This window comes from Rhizobium sp. LjRoot98 (genome assembly GCF_964252935.1).
GTDB lineage: Bacteria > Pseudomonadota > Alphaproteobacteria > Rhizobiales > Rhizobiaceae > Pararhizobium.
Genome location: NZ_CAXUPW020000008.1, coordinates 118,760 through 141,430, shown reverse-complemented (window position 1 = coordinate 141,430; position 22,671 = coordinate 118,760). Strand labels below are relative to the sequence as shown.

At 59.9% G+C, this 22,671-nt stretch carries 20 protein-coding genes; 15 read left to right on the top strand and 5 right to left on the bottom strand.

Annotated features, from left to right (window positions below):
- Positions 1 to 104: 104 nt before the first annotated feature.
- Positions 105 to 1,580: a M81 family metallopeptidase gene (locus ACSQ3J_RS22765; protein WP_436040382.1), complete on the bottom strand. Its 1,476-nt coding sequence runs from the start codon at positions 1,578 to 1,580 to the stop codon at positions 105 to 107.
- A gap of 23 nt (positions 1,581 to 1,603) precedes the next feature.
- Positions 1,604 to 2,095 (bottom strand): hypothetical protein, encoded by a 492-nt coding sequence (locus tag ACSQ3J_RS22760; RefSeq protein ID WP_060502319.1) that lies wholly within the window; start codon positions 2,093 to 2,095, stop codon positions 1,604 to 1,606.
- Positions 2,096 to 2,209: 114 nt separating this feature from the next.
- Between ACSQ3J_RS22760 and ACSQ3J_RS22755 the strand changes: the two genes are divergently transcribed.
- The 6 genes from ACSQ3J_RS22755 to ACSQ3J_RS22730 all read left to right on the top strand — a co-directional run bounded on the left by ACSQ3J_RS22755 (position 2,210) and on the right by ACSQ3J_RS22730 (position 9,079).
- Positions 2,210 to 2,599 carry a RidA family protein gene (locus ACSQ3J_RS22755; RefSeq protein WP_060502320.1) on the top strand — a complete coding sequence of 130 codons (390 nt, stop codon included), beginning with the start codon at positions 2,210 to 2,212 and terminating at the stop codon, positions 2,597 to 2,599.
- Positions 2,600 to 2,721: 122 nt separating this feature from the next.
- Positions 2,722 to 3,585, top strand: a complete 864-nt coding sequence (locus tag ACSQ3J_RS22750) for a MurR/RpiR family transcriptional regulator (RefSeq protein WP_060502321.1) — start codon at positions 2,722 to 2,724, stop codon at positions 3,583 to 3,585.
- A 27-nt stretch (positions 3,586 to 3,612) separates the two neighbouring features.
- Positions 3,613 to 4,389, top strand: coding sequence for an SDR family oxidoreductase (locus ACSQ3J_RS22745; protein ID WP_060502322.1), 777 nt, complete (start codon positions 3,613 to 3,615; stop codon positions 4,387 to 4,389).
- A gap of 17 nt (positions 4,390 to 4,406) precedes the next feature.
- Complete coding sequence (locus ACSQ3J_RS22740) at positions 4,407 to 6,326, top strand: beta-N-acetylhexosaminidase (protein WP_436040379.1); 1,920 nt, start codon at positions 4,407 to 4,409, stop codon at positions 6,324 to 6,326.
- 23 nt (positions 6,327 to 6,349) lie between these two features.
- Positions 6,350 to 7,786 carry a M81 family metallopeptidase gene (locus ACSQ3J_RS22735; protein WP_060502324.1) on the top strand — a complete coding sequence of 479 codons (1,437 nt, stop codon included), beginning with the start codon at positions 6,350 to 6,352 and terminating at the stop codon, positions 7,784 to 7,786.
- 81 nt (positions 7,787 to 7,867) lie between these two features.
- Entirely contained in the window at positions 7,868 to 9,079 is a 1,212-nt protein-coding gene (locus ACSQ3J_RS22730) for an MFS transporter (protein ID WP_436040377.1), read from the top strand.
- A gap of 36 nt (positions 9,080 to 9,115) precedes the next feature.
- Here the strand turns inward: ACSQ3J_RS22730 and ACSQ3J_RS22725 are convergent, their stop codons facing one another.
- A complete protein-coding gene (locus tag ACSQ3J_RS22725) occupies positions 9,116 to 10,387 on the bottom strand; it encodes a Vps62-related protein (protein WP_060502326.1) in 1,272 nt (423 codons plus the stop codon).
- Between the two features lie 283 nt (positions 10,388 to 10,670).
- Between ACSQ3J_RS22725 and ACSQ3J_RS22720 the strand changes: the two genes are divergently transcribed.
- The 7 genes from ACSQ3J_RS22720 to ACSQ3J_RS22690 all read left to right on the top strand — a co-directional run bounded on the left by ACSQ3J_RS22720 (position 10,671) and on the right by ACSQ3J_RS22690 (position 19,135).
- Positions 10,671 to 11,576: a LysR family transcriptional regulator gene (locus ACSQ3J_RS22720; protein ID WP_060502441.1), complete on the top strand. Its 906-nt coding sequence runs from the start codon at positions 10,671 to 10,673 to the stop codon at positions 11,574 to 11,576.
- Positions 11,577 to 11,754: 178 nt separating this feature from the next.
- Positions 11,755 to 12,699 (top strand): ABC transporter permease, encoded by a 945-nt coding sequence (locus tag ACSQ3J_RS22715; protein WP_060502327.1) that lies wholly within the window; start codon positions 11,755 to 11,757, stop codon positions 12,697 to 12,699.
- A complete protein-coding gene (locus tag ACSQ3J_RS22710; protein ID WP_060502328.1) occupies positions 12,696 to 13,514 on the top strand; it encodes an ABC transporter permease in 819 nt (272 codons plus the stop codon). Before ACSQ3J_RS22715 ends, ACSQ3J_RS22710 begins: the two co-directional genes overlap by 4 nt.
- Entirely contained in the window at positions 13,511 to 15,139 is a 1,629-nt protein-coding gene (locus ACSQ3J_RS22705) for an ABC transporter ATP-binding protein (protein WP_436040374.1), read from the top strand. Before ACSQ3J_RS22710 ends, ACSQ3J_RS22705 begins: the two co-directional genes overlap by 4 nt.
- A gap of 1 nt (position 15,140) precedes the next feature.
- Positions 15,141 to 16,004: a serine hydrolase gene (locus ACSQ3J_RS22700; protein ID WP_060511929.1), complete on the top strand. Its 864-nt coding sequence runs from the start codon at positions 15,141 to 15,143 to the stop codon at positions 16,002 to 16,004.
- Between the two features lie 24 nt (positions 16,005 to 16,028).
- Entirely contained in the window at positions 16,029 to 17,573 is a 1,545-nt protein-coding gene (locus ACSQ3J_RS22695; RefSeq protein ID WP_060502331.1) for an ABC transporter substrate-binding protein, read from the top strand.
- A gap of 119 nt (positions 17,574 to 17,692) precedes the next feature.
- A complete protein-coding gene (locus ACSQ3J_RS22690; protein ID WP_436040371.1) occupies positions 17,693 to 19,135 on the top strand; it encodes a M20 family metallopeptidase in 1,443 nt (480 codons plus the stop codon).
- 21 nt (positions 19,136 to 19,156) lie between these two features.
- Here the strand turns inward: ACSQ3J_RS22690 and ACSQ3J_RS22685 are convergent, their stop codons facing one another.
- Positions 19,157 to 19,705 (bottom strand): cupin domain-containing protein, encoded by a 549-nt coding sequence (locus tag ACSQ3J_RS22685; protein ID WP_060502333.1) that lies wholly within the window; start codon positions 19,703 to 19,705, stop codon positions 19,157 to 19,159.
- A gap of 142 nt (positions 19,706 to 19,847) precedes the next feature.
- On the opposite strand from ACSQ3J_RS22685, the gene ACSQ3J_RS22680 reads away from it, so the two are divergent.
- Both ACSQ3J_RS22680 and ACSQ3J_RS22675 read left to right on the top strand, forming a co-directional pair.
- The gene (locus tag ACSQ3J_RS22680; protein WP_436040369.1) at positions 19,848 to 21,185 is read left to right on the top strand and encodes an aspartate aminotransferase family protein; all 1,338 of its coding nucleotides are present in this window, start codon (positions 19,848 to 19,850) and stop codon (positions 21,183 to 21,185) included.
- A gap of 69 nt (positions 21,186 to 21,254) precedes the next feature.
- Positions 21,255 to 21,647: a GFA family protein gene (locus ACSQ3J_RS22675; protein WP_060502335.1), complete on the top strand. Its 393-nt coding sequence runs from the start codon at positions 21,255 to 21,257 to the stop codon at positions 21,645 to 21,647.
- A 158-nt stretch (positions 21,648 to 21,805) separates the two neighbouring features.
- Here the strand turns inward: ACSQ3J_RS22675 and ACSQ3J_RS22670 are convergent, their stop codons facing one another.
- The gene (locus ACSQ3J_RS22670; protein ID WP_436040367.1) at positions 21,806 to 22,492 is read right to left on the bottom strand and encodes a GNAT family N-acetyltransferase; all 687 of its coding nucleotides are present in this window, start codon (positions 22,490 to 22,492) and stop codon (positions 21,806 to 21,808) included.
- Positions 22,493 to 22,671: the final 179 nt, after the last annotated feature.

Genomic DNA, 22,671 nt, shown 5'->3' with positions numbered 1-22,671 from the left:
GGTGCGAAAAGCGGCTGTATTCCATTGAATGCAAAAAGGGACGCAGATGATGCGTCCCCTTTATTCTTTTGGCGGTTCGTGGCGGAAAGCCCTGACCGGTCAATTCAGGCTGCGCCTTGTTCCAGATTGTGTGGGTTTTCCACCATGGGCCAGATGTCACGCGGCGCCCGGCGATAGGGCGTGCGCGCCGGATTGTTCGGGTAGGGGGTCCCTGCCGAGCAATAGAGAATCTCTGCTGCGATCAGCGCGAAGGAAGCATAGAAATGGTTGGTCGACTTGATGACCAGCACCTTCTTTCCAGCCGGGTCGATGCCCATCACCGAGAACAGGCTCGGGTCAAAGCTCTGTGCCCGGGTAGAGTTGAGGATGATGTCTATGCCATCGAGGTGGATGTGTGCGGCGTCGCCAAAGGGGGCATAGCTCTCGCCGAAACGCATTTCGGCGTTGCGCACCAGTTTGACGATCTTGACGATGCCATCGATGGGATTTCCGGTTCCCGGTGCCGATTTTGCCCCGAAACGAAGCTGGATTTCAGCTCCTTCTCCGGCAGCCATGCAAATCTGCACGGCCATCGGATCCCAGATCGTGCCGACTGCGGTGTCTTTGGCGCCCTGGGCCAAAAGCTCGGCAAGAAGTACCGTCGCATCGCCCGCCGTGCCACCGCCAGGATTGTCCCAGACATCGGCGATCACCACCGGTCCGGCCGTTGCGGCGAGCGCAAGGGAAACGGCCTGTTTCTCGTCAATCTGCGGCATGATGAACGTGCCACGCTTGGCGAAAAGTTCAAGACCCAGTTCGCGGGCGAGGGTTGCGCCTTTTTCCGGCTTACCGTCGGTAACGACGAGCAATTTCGTGCCCATTTCCGGCACGTCTCCGGCCATGAAACCGTGGATCACAGAGATTGACAGGATGTCCGGGTCTTCCGCTTCCATCCGCATGATCTTGTCGACGAACGACCGCATCGGATCACGCGATGTCGGGTAGACGTCGATCATCCGGCAATCGAACACCGACATCACCGGTTTGATACGGCCGGCCAGCGTATCGAGCGCAATACGCCAAAGATCTTCGGCGCGATCGACAAAATCCGTATGCGGGAATTCCTTGAAATAGACGAAGAAATCCGCAGCCATACGGCGCTTCACCGTCAGATGGCTGTGCGGATCAAGTTCGGCGCAGACAAGGATTTCCGGACCGACAATCTCACGGACGCGGGCGAGGAAATCGCCCTCTGTATCTTCATAGCCATCGGCGACCATCGCGCCGTGCAGGCCGAGCACAACGGCATCCACCGGCAGTGCCGCCCGCAATTGATCGAGGATTTCGTCGCGCAGGCTCTCATAGGTCAGGCGATTGACGAGACCAGCCGGATCAGCCCAGGTGGCCGTTCCTTCGATCAACTCAAAGCCCTTTTCCGCAGCGAGCCTACGACCGACCGTGATCGGTGCCGAACACAGCGTCGGTGTTTCCGGGTGTTCGCCCGGCGGGGCATAGAGCGACGCCTCGAAAGCACGGCGATCAACGCAGATCGGTGAGAATGTATTGGTCTCGGTCGCCAGGACGGCGGTGAAAATGCGCAATGCCTTCGCCTCGTTCTACTCTTTTAGGCCGCACCCATCGGATTGGGCAGATATCCGGTGAAGCCGCAGATCTTCCAATGTCCATGATGCAGGCGGCAGTAATAGAGTGTCTGCCACTTGAGAATATCGACGCTCCCATCCGATTTTTTCAGGCTGCCATCAAATTTCTTGCGGACAAGCGCCATATCGCCCTCGATCTCGATGTCCTCGAGCGTCGTGGTGGTGAAAATGGCGTTGCGGGTGTCTTCAGCAAAGGACTGCTGGGCAAAATCCTCTGCCTGGCGCAGCCATTCGTCGCGATAGGCCGTCAGTGATGGAAAGGCTAGGCGCCATTTGTCGGGGCTTACCTCCCGCTTGGCGTCGATACCGATGAAACCTTCCTCGACAAAATCGCCAGCGACTTTTGACCAGTCGGCCGCCAGAAAAGCATCGATGTCACGCTCGACCAGCATCTGCCAGATCGCGTGGCGGGCCACATCAGAAGAAGGGAAAGGATTGCGGAAGGGATCGCGCACGATTGCTCCGTGTATTGAAATTCTTTTCATAAATGGCGTTTTTCTCTGGCCAAATTCTGCTTTCTATGGTCATTTGTCAACGGATCAAGAAAATAATTTGCAAGGACGAGGCGTATGTCCATTACACGTTATGGCACCGTGCAGGCTGGCGCTGGTGGCAAGCCGTTGCCGTTCGCGCGCGCGGTAGAGGCGAATGGCTGGCTGCATGTTTCCGGCCAGGTTGCAATGGAAAATGGCGAAATCATCGAGGGCGGCATTATTCCGCAGACCCACAAGACAATCGCCAATCTGCTGGCCATCCTGAAGGAGGCCAATTACGGACCCGAGCATATCGTTCGCGTCGGCGTCTGGCTGGATGATCCCCGTGATTTCTGGACGTTCAACAAGATTTACCAGGACTATTTCGGCGAACATCCCCCGGCACGGGCCTGCGTTCAGGCATCGATGATGGTCGATTGCAAGGTCGAGATCGACTGCGTCGCCTATAAAGAAAAGACTTCCTAGAGTTCAGGCAATACGGGAACGGGTGGACATCAAGTGAGAATCGTGTGCCGGATCGCAGCATTGCCGCGGTTACAGGAAGCCTCTTTGAGGTGGCCTGGCGATTTCATTGAAAGTGCACTCTGATGGATATTTTCTCGACGCTTCAGGAAGAAAAAGGCCGGCTTTCGCCGGCTGAAGGCCGCATCGCCGAAATATTGCTGACCGACTTCGAATTTGCAGTGAATGCTTCGATCATCGAGCTGGCCGGCAGGGCCGACGTGTCGCCACCGACGGTTACACGCTTCTGTCGCCGTCTCGGTTGCGACAGCTTTTCCGACTTCAAAGTCCAACTGGCGCGCACCGCGTATGTCGGCATGCGTTACCTCAAGCCGGAGCCGAAAAGCCGGGAGCCGGCCGATGTGGCGCAGGATATCATCTCCAAGGCACAGAACGCGCTGTTCATGTTGCATCGCAGCCTCGATCTCGCTGCGATCGAGCAGGCCACCGAAAAGCTGGCCGGCGCCAATATGATCTATGCGTTCGGCTCCGGTGGCAATTCATCGATGATCGCCAGCGAATTGCAAAACCGCCTGTTTCGTCTCGGGCTGCGCATCACCGCAAGCTCCGATCACAGCATGCAGATGATGATGGCGGCGGCGGCCCGGCCGGGTGACGTCGTCATCGGGTCGTCTTTTTCCGGGCGCAATGCCGAACTGGTCCGGTCCTTCATGCTCGCCCGCGACCAGAAAGTAACGACTATTGCGCTGACGCAGAGCGGTAGTCCGGTTGCCCGTGCTGCCGATATCACGGTACCGGTCGATCTGCCGGAAGGGACGAATATCTATCGCCCGACCTCAACCCGCATCGCCTATGTCGCGCTCCTCGATATCCTGGCCAGCCTGGTTGCCTACAATATTCAGCCACAGGCGACAGTAACGTTGCGGCGCATCAAACAACAGCTTGTCGCCCATCGCGATGGCGACGACCGCCAGCTTCTCGGGGATTGATTTCACCATGCTCACAGGGGACCCGTCATGACTTCATCTGTTGCAATCGTAACGGGGGCGGCAGGCGATATCGGCCGGGCCATCGCCCGCCGTCTTGGTGCAGATCATGATGTCGTGCTGATGCCCGATCTGGACGGTGCCGCCGTCGAGAAGGCGGCAGCGAGCCTTGGTAATCCGGCGAAATTCGTTGCCCTGGTCTGCGATATCACCGATGCGGCAAGCGTTGCAGCGATGGCGGCTCGGGGAGCGGAGCTTGGTACGGTCCGTACACTTGTCAACAATGCCGGTGCCGCCCGCGCTGTCAGCCTGCATGACACGACGCCTGAAATCTGGCGCATGGACAATGCGTTGAACCTTGAGGCGGCCTTCCTCTGCTTTCGTGCGGTCGAGGATGCGTTGAAGCAAAGCCAGGGCTCGGTGATCAACATCGCGTCGGTCAACGGTACCAATGTCTTTGGCCACCCTGCCTATAGCGCCGCCAAGGCTGGCCTTCTGCACCTAACGAAGCTGATTGCCGTCGAATATGGAAAATACGGCATCCGAGCGAACGCGGTGTCGCCGGGAACGGTGCGTACCCAGGCATGGGAGGTCCGCGCGGCCGCCAATCCGAACGTCTTCGAGGACGCACGCCGCTGGTATCCGCTGCAGCGGATCGCCAGCCCGGATGATGTGGCCAATGCCGTCGGCTTCCTCGCCAGTCCGCTGGCCGCGGCAATCTCCGGCGTCTGCCTGCCGGTCGACTGCGGCCTGACCGCAGGACAGGCCGAGCTTGCCCGCACCTTTTCTCAATCCGAAAACTATTAGACATCAGAGGAACGGACATGCAATCGGCGTCCTATCGTCTTGAAAGTGCGTGGCATACCGACGGCGGCCCGCACGGCCGTTTCGTTTTCAGCCTGTTCAACCTGTCGGACACGGCCCTTCAAGACTTTACAATTGTCTATACCTCGCTGACGCGGGTGATCGACAAGAATGCCTGCGAAAATGCAGTCTTCGTCAAGCGCAACGCCAACTACCATGAATTCGCACCAACGGCCGGCTTCATGCTCGCGCCCGGAGCCTCCTGGACTTTCACAGTTGGCGGACTGCACCGCAAAGCCGTGCATTGCACCGATGGCGCGAAATCCGCCTATCTGACGCTGGCGGACGGCCGCCATGTGCCCGTCGCCGTATCCGACCTTCTGCTGGAAGGCCGGACCAGCGAGCCGCCACCGGTGCTGTTGCCGGAAGGCAAGCTTGACCTGCCCTATGCGCTGCAGCCATGGCCGCGCCAGATCGATGTGAAGCCCGGCGATACATTTCCGGTCTGCCTCTATCCCGCGCCCGGCGCATCGGTGGAAGACATCAAGGCAATCGATACCGTGATCGGCCTGTTCCGCCGCCTGTTCGAAGCCGATCATGCGCCACTCAGCTTGGCGGCGAATAGCCAGGGCAGGGTGCTGCATCTGACGCTGGATGCCACTCTCCTGGCAGAAAGCTATGCGTTGTCTTTCTCCTCGGAAGACGTCACGCTCAGCTATGGCGGAGCCGCCGGCCGGCAGTATGGTTTGACGTCGCTTGCGCAGCTTTTGAACGGCGCCCGCCGCGAGCCGGGAAAATTCCGCTTTCCGGTCTCCGGCACGATTTCGGATGAGCCGCGCTACGGATGGCGTGGTTGCCATCTCGACGTTTCGCGGCAGTTTTACCCGGTCGCCGATGTTGCGCGGCTGATCGATATCCTTGCCTGGTTCAAGCTCAACATTTTCCATTGGCACCTGACCGACGACGAAGCTTGGCGGCTGGAGATCAAGGCCTATCCGGAGCTGACAACTGTCGGCGTTGTCCGTAGCCCGGACGGTCCGTTTCTGCCGCAACTCGGCAATGGAGCGGAGCCAGTCGGCGGGTTTTACAGTCAGGATGATGTTCGCACACTCGTTGCGCACGCGCTGACGCTCAATGTGGAGATCATTCCGGAAATAGATGTCCCCGGTCACAATTCGGCGACACTGGTTGCCCTTCGCGATTTGTCCGATGGCCAAGAGGCACCCGAAAGTTATCACTCGGTACAGGGCTATCCGAACAACGCGCTTAATCCGGCCGTACCGTTCACCTATGAGTTTCTCGGGAAAGTCTTCGATGAGATGGTCGAGCTTTTCCCCTCTGCTTACATCCATATCGGCGGCGACGAAGTGGCGAAAGGGGCCTGGCTTGCCTCGCCGCTCGCCCGCAAGCTGATGGAAAAGGAAGGCATTTCAGGCACGTTCGAGCTGCAGTCCTATTTCCTGAGAGAGATCAAGGACATGCTGACAAAGCGCGGCAAGAAGCTTGCCGGGTGGAACGAGGTCGCTCATGGCGGCGGTGTCGACACGGTGGAAACATTGCTGATGGCATGGGAGACGCCTGAAGTCGGCATCGAGCTTGCCCGCGAAGGCTATGACGTGGTGATGACCCCGGGGCAGGCCTATTATCTCGACATGGTGCAGGGTGAGGAATGGCAGGAGCCGGGCGCCAGCTGGGCGGGGACCGTGCCACCCGCTCACACCTACGGCTATGAGGCGGAAGGTGATTTTCCCGAGGAATTGAAAGACCGGATGAAAGGCGTGCAGGCCTGCATCTGGTGCGAGCACTACCTGTCGCGCGGTTATTTCAACCGTCTGGTCTTCCCGCGTCTTCCGGCAATAGCCGAGGCCGCATGGACACCGAAAAATCAGAAGGACTGGTTGCGCTTCGCAGCCATCGTCCCACTCAGTCCAAAACTGTAACAACGGATATCATGGGGAAAACAATGCGCATCGCCGTTGGTGGTATTCATACCGAATGCAGCACCTATTCGCCGGTCCTGATGGCCGCCGAGGATTTCAGGGTGCTGCGCGATGCCGATCTGCTCGGTGCGGAGTATTTCAACTTCCTCGATGCCGGCGGGATCGAGCATGTGCCGCTGCTGCACGCTCGCGCCGTGCCCGGCGGTCCGGTATCGCGCAAGGCCTACGAGGGGTTCAAGGCGGAGTTTCTCGAACGGCTTCAGGCCGCCTTGCCGATCGATGGCCTCTATCTGGCCATGCACGGCGCGATCAATGTCGAGGGCATGGACGACGCCGAGGGCGACTGGATTTCCGCAGCCCGCACCGTCGTCGGGCCGGATTGCCCGGTCGCTGCGAGTTACGATCTGCACGGCAATGTCAGCCAGAGGATCATCGACCAGCTCGATATTTTCGCAGCCTATCGCACTGCCCCGCATATCGACACGCGTGAAACGATGGTTCGGGCCTGGTCGATGCTGGTCGAAACCCTGCGCACGGGCAATCGCCCGGGTGTCGTCTGGGCCAAGGTGCCGGTGCTGTTGCCCGGCGAATGCACCTCGACCGAAGACGAACCCGCCCGATCGATCTATCTTGGCTTGCCTGCATCCGATGCGCAGCCTGGCATTCTCGATACCAATCTGATGATCGGTTATGTCTGGGCCGACGAACCGCGGGCAACGGCCTGCGCCGTCGTGACCGGTATAGACAGGCAGGCCGCATCCAAGGCGGCCGAGGACATCGCGCAACAATACTGGAATGCGCGTGAAAATTTTGGCTTTGGCCCAGTAACGGGGCCGCTGGAGCAGATGCTCGATATCGCGGCATCTGCGGAGACGTCGCCCGTCATTCTCGCCGATTCCGCCGATAACCCGACCGGCGGCGGGGTTGGCGACCGGGCTGATGTGCTGCGTGCGCTGATTGCCCGCAACTGGCAGGGCGCGCTTCTCGCCGGCATCACCGATCGTCCGGCGGTCGAGGCCTGCTTTGCGGCCGGGGAGGGCGCGACGCTTCCTCTCAAGATCGGCGGCAGTCTGGCTCCGGCAAGCGTTCCGGCCGAGGTGACGGCAACAGTGCTTCGCCTCGATGACAGCGGCGCTGCCGCGGATCGTCAGGCCGTCGTCGGTGTTGGCGGCATCAAGATCGTGCTAGCCGCGCGCCGCCGTCCCTATCACAATATCGAGGATTTCCGGCGGCTGGGGCTTGATCCCAAGGCCGTGCGGCTGCTGGTGGTGAAGTCCGGCTATCTGTCGCCGGAACTGGCGCCGATCGCCAATCCCAACCTGATGGCGCTAACCGATGGCGTCGTCAATCAGGATATCGCCAATCTGACAAGTCATCGCAGGGCAAGGCCCATCTTTCCCTTCGACCGAGACTTCGACTATGCCCCCGCGGCCGTGCTGTCGGCCCGCTGGCGGGAATGATGACGGTTTAACGCGCTCGGCACTTCTATTTTCCGTCCGGATGTCCGGCCGCTCTTTGACCTCCTTTCCGGTGCTCTCATCATGACATCAACGCTGCCGATCGCCTTCCGCCACCCCGTGGTCCGGCTGAGCATGATCGCGATCTTCCTGTTCGGCTTTACGGGAGCCGCGACAGGGCCCTATCAGTCGGTGATCGGCATCACTGAGCTTGGTTTGAGCAACGGTTTCTATTCGATCCTGATTTTCGTCGCGGCAGCCGTCAACGTCATCGTCAGCCTCTGGGTCGGCGTTCTCGCCGATCGTATCGGCAATTACCGGGTTCTGCTGATGACAGTCATATCGTTCGGCGTGTTCGGTTATGGCCTTGTCTACGCGGCTCCGGTTCCTGCCAGCTTTGTCCTCTGCACGCTGGTCATGCTGCCGGTCTATAACTCGATGACATCGCTGCTCTTTGCCAAAGTGCGCTCCATCGCCAATGCCGAGGGCGGACGCGATGCGGCGGCGATCAACTCCAGTGTCCGTGCCGCGATCTCGGTTGCCTGGGTTCTGGTTCCGGGCCTGGTGGCGCTGGTTCTGGTTGGACGCGGCAGCATGCTGCCCGCCTATCTGCTCGCCTGCCTCGGCTGTATCGCCAATCTGGCTTTGATCTTCTTCAAGTTGCCCACTTCAGAGGGGCCCCCTCCGGCAAAAAGCCATCGCCATTCCTATTTAGCATCCTTCGGCGAAGTCTTCGCACCCAGCGTCTTCGGCCGCCTGATGGCGATCTCGCTGATCACGTCTACCCTGCATGTCAACACCGCAGTCCAGCCGCTGATTATCACCGGCGCTGCGCGTGGGACCGTGACGGACATCGGCGTGATTGTCGGCATCGTCGCCTTTCTCGAAGTTGTGTTCATTTTCGTCTGGGCGCGCATGCAGTTGCGCGCGGTGACGGCGCTTGCTATCAGCACAGGACTTTATGCTGTCTACCTCACTCTGCTCGGGCTTTCCTCGGCTCCGTGGCATGTCTATGCCCTGACCCTGCTCAGCGCCTTTGCCGCTGCTGCCCTCATCAGTATCCCGATCACCTATATCCAGGACCTCATTGCCGACCGTCCGGGCCTCGGCAGCTCGCTGATCTCGGTAAACCTGTTCCTGAGCGGCGGGTTGAGCGCCATCCTGTTTGCGATCGGTACCCGATTCAGCGATTATTCAGGCACCTCGATCCTCGGTGCCTTCGCCGGCCTGATCGGCCTTGGCCTGATGCTCTATCTGGATGTTCGCGGGCAAGGCGCAAGCGATAACCAAAGGTGAGACAGGAGGCGGCCTCGCCGCCTCCTGTCGTTGAAATCAGCGCCCTTTGACGCGCAAAGGCTTGGAGTTCACCGGTGCCGGGAACTGCCGGACGTAGAAATCCGGGACATTATCATCCAGCACCAATGGTTCCGACACCTTGCTGCCGTCGTGCCGGACAAGCTGGAAGGCGTGCCGTGGCGCCCACATGGCCGCGCTGTGGTTGGCAGGGGTGACCAGCTTCGTGGTGATAGTCTGGCTGCGGAAACTGCCGATCTGGGTGGCACTTTGATAGCCGAACTTGTAGGAAAGCGTGCCAGTCACCTTACTGCTGGCCACGCCGGCCTTGACGCCGCTCTCGTAGCTGACGCTGATACCCACCTCATGACTGAACGTGTCGGTCTGCTGCTGGGATACACCAGCCTCAACCTTCACTTCGATTTCGTGCGGCGTTTCCAATCCATTGTCGTCGAATGCGGCGAGTTCGAAGTTGACCCATCGCTCCAGCACATAGAAGGGTGAGTTTGCGACCTTCCACGCCACGTCATAGTGAGAATCGACAATCGCAGTAAACGGAAGCGTCACCTTCCGGTCCCAAACCGGGGTCGATTCAGCTTCCGGCTTGGCCCGGCTCGGAAGGGATGGAACTGGCGGGGTTCCCGCATATTCCGTTGGCGGATTGAGCTTCAGAACTTTGACCAACGGAGATGGCCTGTCGTGGCTGCGGACACCAAAAAAGGTGTTCGGAGCAATCAGAATGTGCGTTTCGCTGATGAACCCGCCCATCGGGGAAACGGTCCAGGCGCTGAAATCATCGTCGGACCCGGTGCCCGCATCGTCCCAAATCCACTCGTCGACAACACCATCTCCGACCAGATCGGCACGTACGCACCAAACATCGTCCAGCGACGGTTTACCATGCGTCGTCACGAACACATCGCCCAGTGCACAATAGCCATCCGGTGGAACCGGCCGCCAGCATGCGCCGTCCTCGTCCGCGCCGGAGCCTGCGTCGTCCCAGACCCACTCATAGTCCGTTGGCGCCCGAACAGCGTCTGGGTCGCTGTCGCTGGCAGCTATGCACAATGCCCAATAGCGATTGTTTGGACCATCATATCCCTTGACGCCGATGCTGCCGAGAGACCGGAAGCCTTCCGCAGGCGCGCGTGGTTTGTAGAACCCGACATCGTAATCGCCACCGCTGCCGGCGTCGTTCCAGCGATAATCAAAGATATCGGTGAACATCAGCTTCAGCGAACCGAAGGTGACGGGTTCAGTCGTCTGCACGGCATGCGTCGTCTGGACCGACTGTAAAATTACACTCGACATTGCAACCTCCAATAGAATTTATATAAATAACATAGGTTGCATAGCCCAAATAAATACAACTTAAAAGGTCCGTTTTTGGGCTATTCTTAATGGCCCTTTCCCTGCGCCAAACGCCCGATAGCTGGTTGCCTATCAACAGGACCACTTCCTCATGGCGCGCCGCCCCAGCATATCGTCGCGTCCACCTGATAGTGCAGCAAGGAAGCCTTTTGCTTTCCCCGCGCCCAGGCGCTACCCATCGGAAAGGCAATCCCGATTTCGCGTTGAAGAGGCATGGGTGATGATCAATTTTCGGCAGTTGGAAGTGCTCAAGACCCTGCTTGCGACGGGATCGACGATCGCGACGGCGAAAAGCATGGGACTAAGCCAGTCCGGCGTCAGCCGGCTACTGGCACAGCTCGAATCCGACCTGTCGCTCAATCTGTTCGCCCGCGACAAGGGGCGGTTGATCCCGACGCCGGAGGCGACCATTCTTGCCCGCGACGCTGAGAACATCCTGCTTGGCCTCAACCGTTTCTCAGGCCTCGCCGAAGATTTGCGCAGTGGTGCTGCTGGACCTGAGGTCGTGCGCATCGGGCTGCCAAGCAGCATGTGGGAGGACTTCGCCCCGGCAATGCTGACGGATTATGCAAGGGAATTCCCCAGCGTCCGCATCGAGACCTTTTTTGAAACGACGACGGCGATCACCCGGCTGGTGGAGCAGCGGGTCATCGATTTCGGCTTCCTGCGCTACGAGGGAGAGGTGGGGCCGGCCATTGAAATGGAGCCGGTGGCAAGCGGCGTCAGCGTCTGCGTCATCCCGGAAAGTCATGCGCTCGCAGAGCTACAGCAGATTACCCCGAAGGACCTGCGCAACATTCCGCTGATCCTGATCGGTCGCCAGCGGCCGACGCGCATGCTGCTCGATCAGACGTTCAAGCGGGCAGGGGTAAAACAGAACGTCAAGATCGAGACCCATACCAACAGCTCGGCCTGCGCCTATGCCGCCCACGGTCTCGGCATCGGCATCATCAGCAGCTTTTACGCCAATCTCTACCGGCACCTGCGAATCGTCCAGCGTCCGTTCATTCCTGTGTCCACGCAGGAATTCGGGCTTGCGAAACCGGCAAGCGTGCCGCCGTCGCTTGCTGCGCAGGCGTTGATGGATGCACTCAAGCGTCAGATCGCGCTATCGCAGCAACCGCGCTAACTGGTTTTGGTGCTTGCACTTTTTGAATATCCACCGCCAGGCAGGCCGGTCCACATCCGCATAGGGATATGACAAAATCGCATAATATTGCGCATATTTGTCAAAACCATCATAGTCCTGCCACAAACAAGCCGGCCAACGGCAGACTTCCCGCTTCCAATCGTGTTCAGGGGAACCGATGCTCCGATTTATTCTCAATCGCCTGTTTATGGCGTTGCCAACAGTTGTGATCGTCTCGATCACGGTGTTCGCACTCATCCGCTTCATTCCCGGCGACCCGGCAGCTTTGATGCTGGGTGACATGGCTGAGCCCGCACAGATCGCTGAAATGCGTTCTGAACTCGGCCTCGACAAGTCGATGCCGGAACAATTCCTGATCTGGGGCGGCAACGTACTGACCGGCGACTTTGGCAAGTCGATCGTCACCGGTGAGCCGGTGCTGAAACTGGTGGTCTCACATTTTGCCGTCAGCGCCCAGATCGTGCTTGTCGCCGTATTCCTGGCCAGTCTGATCGCCGTTCCGGCCGGCGTCATTGCCGCCTGGCGGCAGAACAGCCTGACCGACCTTGCGCTCGTCGGTACTGCCACAGTGCTGTTGTCAATCCCGACATTCTGGCTCGGCTTGCTGCTGCTCCTGTTCTTCGGCCTGAAGCTCGGTTGGCTACCGGTGCTCGGCTATGTCTCGATCGGCGACAATCTCGTCGGTGGGCTGCTGTATCTCGTCCTGCCGATCATGACGCTGGTCATCCATGAGATGGGCGTGCTGATCCGCATGGCGCGCGCTTCGACGCTTGAAGTGCTCCGGCTCGATTACATCACGCATGCACGGGCAAAGGGTCTGTCTGAAAGCGCCGTCCTCTGGAAGCATGCCTTCAAGAACGCCTTCGGACCAACCTGGACGATGATCGGCCTGATCCTCGGCAACCTTTTGGGTGGCATCGCCGTCATCGAAACGGTCTTCACCATTCCCGGTCTCGGCCGGCTGATGGTCGATGCCATCTTCCAGCGTGATTATCCCGTCATTCAGGGCTGCCTGCTGTTCGTGGCGTTGTCCTATGTGCTCGTCAACCTGATCGTCGACCTGCTCTATCCTCTCTTTGATCCGCGTGTGGTGGCCGAATGAAAAACTATACGTTTAACGGCCTCATCGGCGGTGTCCTGATCGCTCTTCTGCTTGCCGTCGCACTCCTCGGTCTCTTCTGGACGCCGTACGACCCGATGAAGCTCAGCTTCACCGCCCGCCTGGCAGCGCCAAGCGCCGAACATTGGCTCGGAACCGACGAGTTCGGCCGCGATGTCTTGAGCCGTATCATCGTCGGCGCCCGTGCCAGCGTCTGGATCGGTTTCCTCACGGTCTCGCTCGCAGCAATCGCCGGGACGCTGATCGGACTGGTCAGCGGTTATGCACGCGGCTGGGTCGATGCGGTGATCATGGCAATCAACAATGCGCTGCTGGCCTTTCCAGGCATCCTTCTGGCGCTCGGTCTGCTCGCCGTATTCGGCGCGAACCAGTACGGCATCATCTTTGCACTCGGTATCGCCTATACGCCGTCGATGGCCCGTGTGGTCCGCGGCGCCGTGCTGTCGCTGCGCGAACGCGAATTCATCGAAGCCTCAAAGATTATGGGCAACAGCGAGCTGTTCACGATGATGCGCCATATCCTGCCGAACTGCCTGGCGCCGATCACCGTTCTTGCCACCTCGATGTTTGGCTGGGCGATCCTTTCGGAGAGTGCTTTGAGTTTTCTCGGCCTCGGCGTACCGCCACCGGCACCCACCTGGGGCAACATGCTGGCGGCAGGCCGGCCATTCATCGAGCAGGCCGTCTGGCTTGGCCTCTTCCCCGGTCTCTGCATCGCGCTGACACTGCTTGGCATCAACCTTCTCGGTGACGCGCTCCGCGACAAACTCGATCCCCGCATGCGAGGTCTGAAATGACACAGGAAAGACTTCTCAGCGTGCGCGATCTGTCCCTCCAGGTCGTCCATCGCGGCGTCGAGGTGGTGAAGAAAGTCAGCTTCGACATCGAGCCGGGCGAAATCTTCGGCATCGTCGGCGAAAGCGGCTCCGGCAAGTCGCTGGCGACCCGCGCAATCATCTCGCTCCTGCCTCCGGCCATCAAGGTGACGGGCGGGCAGGTAACCTTCAGGGGCCGCGACGTGCTGTCGATGAGCGAAGCCGGGTTGCGCGAATTGCGCGGTGGTGAAATCGGTCTGGTCTTCCAGGAGCCGATGACCTCGCTCAACCCGTCGATGACCATCGGCCGGCAGTTGGAGGAGGGGCTCGTGCTCCACACCAACATGACACCCGCCACGCGGCGCGAGCGCATCCTTGCCATGCTTCAGCGCGTTGGAATCCGCGATCCAGAAGGCGCGCTGTCCGCCTATCCGCACGAGTTCTCCGGCGGCATGCGCCAGCGCATCATGCTTGCTTCCGTCATGTTGCTGAAGCCGGCGCTTTTGATCGCCGACGAGCCGACAACAGCACTCGACGCGGTCATCCAGCGCGACGTCATGGAACTGATGGTCGAGCTGACCAAGGCCGAGGGTACAGCAGTTCTCCTGATCAGCCATGACCTGCCAATGGTGGCACGTTACACCAGCCGCATCGTCGTGATGGAAAAAGGATCTCTGGTCGAGCAGGGGACGACCGAACAGATCCTCGAAAAGCCGCAGCATCCCTATACGCGCAAGCTGCTCTCGTCGCTGCCGATCCGGGGCGACGTTCGCCCTATTGATACCGTCTCCGCACCGATGATCTCGGCGCGCAACATCGTGGTCGATTATCCCGGCCGCAAATCGCTGTTCAAGAAGGCCGTGCCAAAGCGGGCGCTGCACGGCGTCAGCGTCGATATTCATGCAGGCGAGGTGGTCGCGCGGGTTGGCGGTTCCGGTTCCGGCAAGACCACGCTTGGCCGCACCATCGCCGGGCTGGTCAACCAGAGTTCGGGCGACATTCTGTTTCAGGGCCGCGAACGGTCTGCCGACTGGCGGGATTACCGCCTGAATTGCCAAATGGTTTTCCAGGATCCCTATTCGTCGCTCGATCCGCGTATGACCATCCTTTCCCTGGTCGAAGAAGCTCTGCGGCTGGTGCCCAATATCGACCGGGCCGCAAAAAAGAAGCGTGCATATGAAACGCTGGAGGAAGTCGGGCTCGGCACTGAATACGCCCTGCGCTATCCGCACGAACTGTCCGGCGGCCAGCGCCAGCGCGTCGCAATCGCCCGCGCCATTGCCCGGCGGCCGAAATTCCTGATCGCCGACGAGCCGGTCTCCGCGCTCGACGTCACTGTCCGAGCGCAGGTGCTGACGCTCTTTTCCGATCTGCAGAAGCGCTACGGCTTCTCCTGCCTGTTCATCAGCCACGATCTCGGTGTCGTCGAGCAGGTGGCCGATCGTGTCATCGTCATGCAGGACGGCCGGATCATCGAGCAGGGCGATCGCAACACGATCTTCGACAAGCCGAAGGAGGCGTATACCCGCCGTCTGCTTTCGGCCATCCCCGCGCTCGATCTGAACGAAAATGGCGGGGTCAAACTGAAATGGCGTCTGGAGGCCTGAGATGAACACGATGACGACTTCGAGCAAGACGGCCGGCCGGCTGAACGCGATCTGCGATGCGCAGCCCTTCGTCACCCGCTACTCTGTCCGCAACCTGTTGACCGGTGAAACCTTTGGCCGCGGCGCGGACGAAGAGACCCCGTCGGCCAGCACGCGAAAAACCTCGATCATGATGGCGGCGCTGAAGGCTGTTGGCGAGGGCCGCCTCGATCTCAACGAACAGATCGTCTACGAGGAGCGCTTCGCTGAAGAAGTGGCAAGCGGCATCTTCCGTTACCTGACGCCGGGCATCGTCATTTCGCTGCGCGACGCGATCACCGGCATGATGGTGCTGAGCGACAATGTCTGCACCAAGATGGTGTTCGAGCGGCTGACGCTGGAAGAGGTCGATCTCTATTGCAAGACGATCGGCATGAGCGGCACCCATCACCGATTCCTGATCCCGCCTTTGGCGCTGTCGCCAGACCACGCGCTCGGTGCTGTGACGACAACAACGGCAAACGACCAGGTCATGCTCTTGCAGACCATTCTTGATGCGCAGACCTCAAGCGCCGCCGCTGCCAAGCTCGGTTGCCCGATGGAGCTTTGCCAATATGCCCTGCAGACGCTGAAGAACCAGGTCCTGCGCTACGGCATTCATTCGCGCCTGCCATTCGAAACCAAGGTGGCAAGCAAGGGCGGACGCGGCAAGCGCGGCCGCATGGATGCAGGCGTCGTCTACCGCGAGGGCGCGCCGTTCTACATCATCGCCGCCTATACGGACCAGGTGCCGCAGGCGATGGAGGACGGGACGCCGGGCTACACGATGTCACTTGAAACCATCGGCAGGCTGTCGCGCGCCTGCTGGGACGAATTCCAGTCATAACCAACCAAAAAAGAGGGTAGAACAATGAAGACAATTCTCCTGGCCAGCACCATGCTGGCAGCACTTGCCGGCACCGCCGCCGCCCGCGATATCGTCGTGGCGCAAAGCTCCGACCTGCGCAGCAACAATCCCGGCGTCAACCGCGACGGCAATACCGACAGCATCATCCTTCATATCGTTGAAGGCCTGGTCGGTTATGCCAACAATGGTGAAGTCAAGCCGCTTCTGGCCGAAAGCGTCGACATGGCGCCGGATGGCCTGAGCTACACCTTCAAGCTGCGTGCTGACGTGAAGTTTCACAACGGCAAGTCCCTGACGGCCGAAGATGTCGTCTGGAACTGGAACCGCTACATGGATCCGGCGACCAAATGGACCTGCCTCAAGGATTTCGACGGCAATGGCGCGGTGCACGTCACCGGTATCAAGGCTGCCGACGCCGCGACGGTAACCATGACGCTCGAAAAGCCGTCCGCCGTTTTCCTCGGCCTGATGTCGCGCCCGGAATGTGGCTATACCGGCATCATTTCACCGGATTCGGTGGCTGCCGGCGGTACGTTCGACAAGCCGATCGGAACCGGTCCATTCCAGTGGGACGAATGGAAGAAGGGCGAATACGTTCATCTGGCCAAGTATGACGGTTATGTCTCGCCGAAAAACGACGGAAAGCCGGATGGCATGGTCGGTTCGAAGCGGCCATTGGCCGATGGTGTCAAATTCATGGTCATCCCGGATGCCTCGACCGTCAAGGCAGGCTTGCAATCGGGTGTGCTGGACACGGCTGAAATCTCCCCCGATCTCATCCCGGAATTCAAGGACAGCGAAACCACGCAGCTGATCATTGCCCGCAACAACGGCAAGAACCTGTTCTATATCCAGACCCGCGATCCCATCCTTGGCAAGCCGGCCATCCGCCGCGCCATGGCCCAGGCACTCGACCTCGATCAGCTGGTCGCCGCCGCATCGAACGGCACGGGAGAGGCGAACGGTTCGATGATCTCCTCGGACAGCGTTTATTACAGCGATGTGCAGAAGAAGCGTCTGCCGTATGATCTGGAAGCGGCCAAGAAGGAACTCGACGCCTCCGGCTACAAGGGCGAACCGATCAGCATCATTGCCAACAAACGTGGCAACGTGCCGAGCTTCCCGGCAGCGGTGATGGCGCAGGCGATGCTGCAGCAGATCGGGCTCAACGTTCAGATCGAAGTGATCGATTATGCCACGCAGGTCGATCGCCGCCGCTCCGGCAACTACCAGATCATCTCGCAATCCGTCTCGCCGCGCCTAGACCCGGCGCTGATGTACAGCTTCTACGTTGGCGACAAGGACAAGAATGCTTCATTGATGTGGGACGATCCGAAGGCGCGCGAACTGATGAAGGCAGCCTATGCCGAAATCGACCCGAAAAAGCGTCAGGCGATCTTCGACCAGTTCCATGAACTGATGCTGCAGGAAATGCCCGGTATCTTCCTCTACGACATGGTTGACGTCTGGGGCGCAACCAAGACGCTGAAGGGCCAGCCGGTCTGGCAGTCCAACGCTCGGCTGTGGGAAGTTTCGGTCGACGACTAAGCGTCCATTGCGCCGCCGCGGCGGCGCATCACCTTCTCTATACGATGAACAGAACCGGCGGATTGCGATCCGCCAGACCGGATTTCCGACGCCGGAATTGCGTCGATACGAGGATACCCATGCCCGAAAAGTCTTCCCTGCTCTCCCTGACCACTGCCATCGACGCCATGGCACCGCAGTTTACCGCGCTCAGCGACCAGATCTGGGATTTTGCCGAACTGAAGTTCGATGAGCACCGGTCGTCGGCCCTGCTGATCGGAATGCTGGAGCAGAATGGCTTTACCGTCCGGAAGAACATCGCGGGTATGGAAACGGCGTTCATCGGCGAGTTCGGCAGCGGCAAACCGGTAATTGCCTTTCTCGGCGAGTTCGATGCACTGACGGGGATGAGCCAGGTGGCAGGCGCCGATGCTCCGCAGCCACTGACAGCCGATGGCACCGGCCATGGCTGTGGCCACAATCTTCTCGGCGCCGGTTCGTTACTCGCAGCGATTTCGCTTGCCAAACACATGGAAGCTGAGAGCCTGCCAGGTACTATCCGCTATTACGGCTGCCCCGGAGAAGAAGGTGGCTCCGGCAAGACCTTCATGGTCCGCGCCGGTGCGTTCGATGATGTCGATGCGGCGCTGACCTGGCATCCAGCCCCGTTCAACGGGGTTCGGTCCACCAACAATCTGGCCGTGCTCGAAACCTATTACCGGTTCAAGGGCGTGGCGGCGCACGCTGCCAACAGCGCCCATCTCGGCCGCTCAGCACTCGATGCCGTCGAACTGATGAATGTCGGCGTCAATTTTCTGCGAGAACACATGCCGCAGGATTGCCGCGTTCACTATGCCATCACCGACGCCGGGGGGCGGGCCGCCAATGTCGTGCAGGCCAAGGCCGAAGTCCTTTACCTGATCCGCGCGCCGGAAATGACGCAGGCGCTCGCCCTTGCCGAGCGGGTCGGCAAAGTCGCGCAAGGTGCTGCCACGATGACCGAAACGGAAGTCGAAGCCGTCTTCGATACTGCTTCGACCAACCTTCTGCCCAATCTGACGCTTGAAAACGCCATCCATGACAACATGGTCGCACTCGGTCCTGTGCCTTTCGACAATGATGACATTGCTTTCGCACGGAAAATCCAGGCCACCTTTACCGATGAAGCGGTCAAAAGCAGCATTCGCCTCTATCAGATCAAGGGCGACGTCTTTTCCAACGACAAGATCGATGGCTCAACGGCACTGCATCTCGGATTGCGCGCCTTCGAAGGCCAATCGCATTTCCGGGCAGGTTCGACCGATGTCGGTGACGTCAGCCGGGTGACACCGACGGCACAGTGCTGGGCACCCGCCTGGGCGATCGGCACCAACCCGCATACCTGGCAGGTGGTGGCGCAGGGCCGTAGCCCGGCCGCCCACAAAGCGATGGTGCACGCCGCAAAGGTGCTGGCGGCGACCGGCCTTGATCTGGCAACATCGGAGGAACTTCGCTTTGAGGCGAAGGCGGAGTGGGAGAGCAAGATGGAAGGTCAGCCGTATGTCTGCCCGATCCCGACGGACGTTAAGCCGGGACAGTATTAAGCCAATCGGCGCGCCCGCCGGTCAAAAGGTTGGCGGCGTGCAGGCGCTGATGATGTCGCACGCCACCGGGCCGACGCACCGGAACCGGTGGGGGCGGCGGCTTTCGAAATAATAGGCATCGCCCGGTCCAAGGATCCGGCGTTCGTCATCGACGGTGACTTCCAGCCGCCCGGACAGAACAATCCCGCCTTCCTCGCCATCGTGCACCAGCGGCACTTTCCCCGTATCGGCGCCGGGCTGATAACATTCCTTCAGAATCTGCAAACTGCGGCCGAACAGATTATCGCCGATCTGCCGGTAGGAGATCGGACCCTTGCCGATTTCGACCAGCTCGTCGGCCCGGTAGAAAGCCTTCTTCGGACGGTCCGGCTCGAAGGCGAAAAACTCCGCAAGCCCGATCGGGATGCCATCCAGGATACGTTTCAGTGCGCCGACCGACGGGTTGGAGGAATTGGACTCGATCAGCGAAATCGTCGAATTGGTCACGCCCGCCCGCTTGGCCAGTTCCCGCTGCGACAGATTGTTGAGCAGCCGCACATGGCGCAACCGGTTTCCGATATCGACCGACATGAGTTTTCCTGTTTCGCATGTTCGAAATATCGAAACTATTACAACCCCCACCAAGCTTTTTCAATGACTTATGGCTCAACAGAAAAGGACTTGTTTGGGCATATGAAATCATGGCGTCATCGCACTCTCACAGGAGGTCGCCATGAACCAGCACAGCAAGCCAAACACCCCGGTACTCGACAGTTACTGGATGCCATTCACTGCCAATCGCCAATTCAAGGCGGCGCCACGCCTGCTCGCCTCGGCCGAAGGCATGTATTACACCAGCATCGACGGGCGGAAAATTCTGGATGGCACCGCCGGCCTCTGGTGCGTCAATGCCGGTCACGGCCGCCGCCAGATCGCCTCTGCCGTCGAGCGCCAGCTGCTCAATTTGGACTTTGCACCGTCCTTCCAGATGGGCCACCCGATCGCCTTCGACTTTGCCGAGCGGCTGGCGGAGATTGCGCCCGGCGGTCCGGATGGCAAGCTCGATCGCGTGTTCTTCACCGGCTCCGGCTCGGAATCCGTCGACACCGCCCTCAAGATTGCAATCGCCTTTCAGCGGTCGATCGGGCAGGGGACGAGGACACGGCTGATCGGCCGCGAGCGCGGTTATCATGGCGTCGGTTTCGGCGGCATTTCCGTCGGCGGGTTGGTCAACAATCGCCGCGTCTTCCCGCTTGTTCCCGGCACCGACCATTTGCGCCACACGCACGATCTTACGAAGAATGCGTTCGTCAAAGGACAGCCGGAGCATGGCGCCGAGCTTGCCGACGATCTTGAAAGACTGGTCGCCCTGCATGGCGCCGAAACCATCGCCGCCTGCATCGTCGAGCCGGTTGCCGGTTCCACCGGCGTTCTGATCCCGCCGAAAGGCTATCTTGAGCGGCTGCGCAAGATCTGCTCGACCCACGGCATCCTGTTGATCTTCGACGAGGTGATTACCGGCTTTGGACGCCTCGGCGCGCCTTTTGCCACGGACTATTTCGGCGTGACACCCGATCTCGTCACCACGGCAAAGGGCTTGACCAATGGCGCTATCCCGATGGGTGCCGTCTTTGCCAGCCGCAAGGTGCATGATGCGCTGATGCACGGCCCCGAAGGCCAGATCGAACTGTTCCACGGCTACACCTATTCCGGTCATCCGGCCGCCTGCGCCGCCGGTATCGCCACACTCGATATCTACCGCGACGAAGACTTGCTGACCCGGGCGGCCGACCTGCAAGACGATTGGCATGCGGCCATGCATTCGTTGAAGGGTCTGCCGCACGTTTCGGATATCCGCACGATCGGCCTGATCGCTGGTATCGAGCTTGCCTCTCGCGATGGGGCGCCCGGCGCACGCGCCTACGATGTCTTCGTCGATTGCTTCGAGCGCGGGCTCCTCATCCGCGTCACCGGCGATATCATCGCCTTCTCGCCGCCGTTGATCGCCGAAAAATCCCATATCGAAGACATCGTCTCGATGCTCGGGGATGCGTTGAAACGGGTCCAATAGCCCCACGCTTGAGCCGCCCGGCAGTTCGTCGTAAACATGCCGGGCGGTTGATTTTGAAGGAGATCCAGCATGGACCGGTTCACCGGCGGTTGCCTGTGCGGGAATGTCCGCATTGTGGCGTCAGGCTCCCCATACCGGGTCGGCCTTTGTCACTGCCTCGACTGCCGCAAGCATCACGGTGCCATTTTTCATGCCTCCGCGATATTCCCGCAGGAGGCGGTAACAATCTCCGGCGAAACACGCGACTATGCCGGGCGGTTTTTCTGTCCCCGCTGTGGCTCTCCCGTTTTTGCACGCAGCGCAGACGAAATCGAAGTCAACCTCGGTTCTCTGGACACGCCCGGCCAACTGATCCCGACCTACGAACTCTGGACAGTTCGCCGTGAATCCTGGCTGCCGCCGTTTCCGCTCGTAAAGGGATACGATCGCGATCGCGATGACACGACCCGCTTTGAGCCGTAGTCAGCGTGAAGACCACTATGAGATGACAGGGACGTTTTAGGTCACCCTGGAAGACCTGCCCTGCGAAAACCATCAACGAAATGATCAAGCACCGTCGCGTCACGGAATGGCTCCGTCTCGGCCCTGAACATTAAAGGAGCACAGATATACGGTACAGCCTATGGCGTCGGACCTCGCAGTCGCGTCACTGTCGCGATAGCGGACCCGTCGGCGCGGAAGTTGCCGTCATCCAGCCAGGCAGATATCGCAGCTCGATGGGAAGGCCATTCATCTGAAAGCATCGAGTACCAGGCTACATCACGCTGCCAGCCTTTCACGATCGCCGCTGCGCGCCAAACCCCTTCTGGTTTAAACCCGTATCGTTCGGCCGCCCTGCGAGACGGGGCATTCAAGGCTTGGCATCTCCAGACCATCCGCTTGTAGCCCAGCTCGTCGAGAGCATGCCTAATCAAAAGAAAAACCGCCTCGGTCGCCGCCCGAGTCCGCTGAAGCGACGGGGAGAACCAGACGCTACCTACTTCGATGGCTGAGTCTGCGGGATATATGTCACAGAGGGACAACCACCCTTCAGCACGACCACTTGATTTAGGGCGAACTGCCCAAAATGGCTGGTCGGCTCGCTGAGCCAGATCTTGAACGTGCCGGCTCATGTCGTCGCGCGTCTGGAATGGTCCGTATCGAAGATATGTCCAGCTTCGCTCCGCATTTCGGGCAGCCTCCCAAAGCTCAGGGACATGACTTTCTGACAACGGCTCTAAAGTGACGGAGCTTCCGCTATGAACGAGCTTCTGTGGAAATGGGCGAGGTGTCGGATCGACCGCAACACCGAGGCCAGGTTCAGTCATTATTTCAGCTCCATATATAAGTGTTTGCGCATGCCATGGCGGCAAAAATCATTTGGCGCGGTTAGGTGAGCCACGCGCTAACAATCGGTCACCATCTTTTCGAAGGCTCCCGTCAGGACCAACAAAGCGGTAAAGAGTTTGCCTCGTGATACCGAGTTCGGCGCAAAGGTCGGCCACCT

Excerpts from the sequence above, each read along its gene's own strand:
- ACSQ3J_RS22755 (WP_060502320.1), top strand. The coding sequence starts at position 2,210 with ATGTCCATTACACGTTATGGCACCGTGCAGGCTGGCGCTGGTGGCAAG.
- ACSQ3J_RS22750 (WP_060502321.1), top strand. The coding sequence starts at position 2,722 with ATGGATATTTTCTCGACGCTTCAGGAAGAAAAAGGCCGGCTTTCGCCG.
- ACSQ3J_RS22745 (WP_060502322.1), top strand. The coding sequence starts at position 3,613 with ATGACTTCATCTGTTGCAATCGTAACGGGGGCGGCAGGCGATATCGGC.
- ACSQ3J_RS22740 (WP_436040379.1), top strand. The coding sequence starts at position 4,407 with ATGCAATCGGCGTCCTATCGTCTTGAAAGTGCGTGGCATACCGACGGC.
- ACSQ3J_RS22735 (WP_060502324.1), top strand. The coding sequence starts at position 6,350 with ATGCGCATCGCCGTTGGTGGTATTCATACCGAATGCAGCACCTATTCG.
- ACSQ3J_RS22730 (WP_436040377.1), top strand. The coding sequence starts at position 7,868 with ATGACATCAACGCTGCCGATCGCCTTCCGCCACCCCGTGGTCCGGCTG.
- ACSQ3J_RS22725 (WP_060502326.1), bottom strand. The coding sequence starts at position 10,387 with ATGTCGAGTGTAATTTTACAGTCGGTCCAGACGACGCATGCCGTGCAG.
- ACSQ3J_RS22715 (WP_060502327.1), top strand. The coding sequence starts at position 11,755 with ATGCTCCGATTTATTCTCAATCGCCTGTTTATGGCGTTGCCAACAGTT.
- ACSQ3J_RS22710 (WP_060502328.1), top strand. The coding sequence starts at position 12,696 with ATGAAAAACTATACGTTTAACGGCCTCATCGGCGGTGTCCTGATCGCT.
- ACSQ3J_RS22705 (WP_436040374.1), top strand. The coding sequence starts at position 13,511 with ATGACACAGGAAAGACTTCTCAGCGTGCGCGATCTGTCCCTCCAGGTC.
- ACSQ3J_RS22700 (WP_060511929.1), top strand. The coding sequence starts at position 15,141 with ATGAACACGATGACGACTTCGAGCAAGACGGCCGGCCGGCTGAACGCG.
- ACSQ3J_RS22695 (WP_060502331.1), top strand. The coding sequence starts at position 16,029 with ATGAAGACAATTCTCCTGGCCAGCACCATGCTGGCAGCACTTGCCGGC.
- ACSQ3J_RS22690 (WP_436040371.1), top strand. The coding sequence starts at position 17,693 with ATGCCCGAAAAGTCTTCCCTGCTCTCCCTGACCACTGCCATCGACGCC.
- ACSQ3J_RS22685 (WP_060502333.1), bottom strand. The coding sequence starts at position 19,705 with ATGTCGGTCGATATCGGAAACCGGTTGCGCCATGTGCGGCTGCTCAAC.
- ACSQ3J_RS22680 (WP_436040369.1), top strand. The coding sequence starts at position 19,848 with ATGAACCAGCACAGCAAGCCAAACACCCCGGTACTCGACAGTTACTGG.
- ACSQ3J_RS22675 (WP_060502335.1), top strand. The coding sequence starts at position 21,255 with ATGGACCGGTTCACCGGCGGTTGCCTGTGCGGGAATGTCCGCATTGTG.
- ACSQ3J_RS22670 (WP_436040367.1), bottom strand. The coding sequence starts at position 22,492 with ATGACTGAACCTGGCCTCGGTGTTGCGGTCGATCCGACACCTCGCCCA.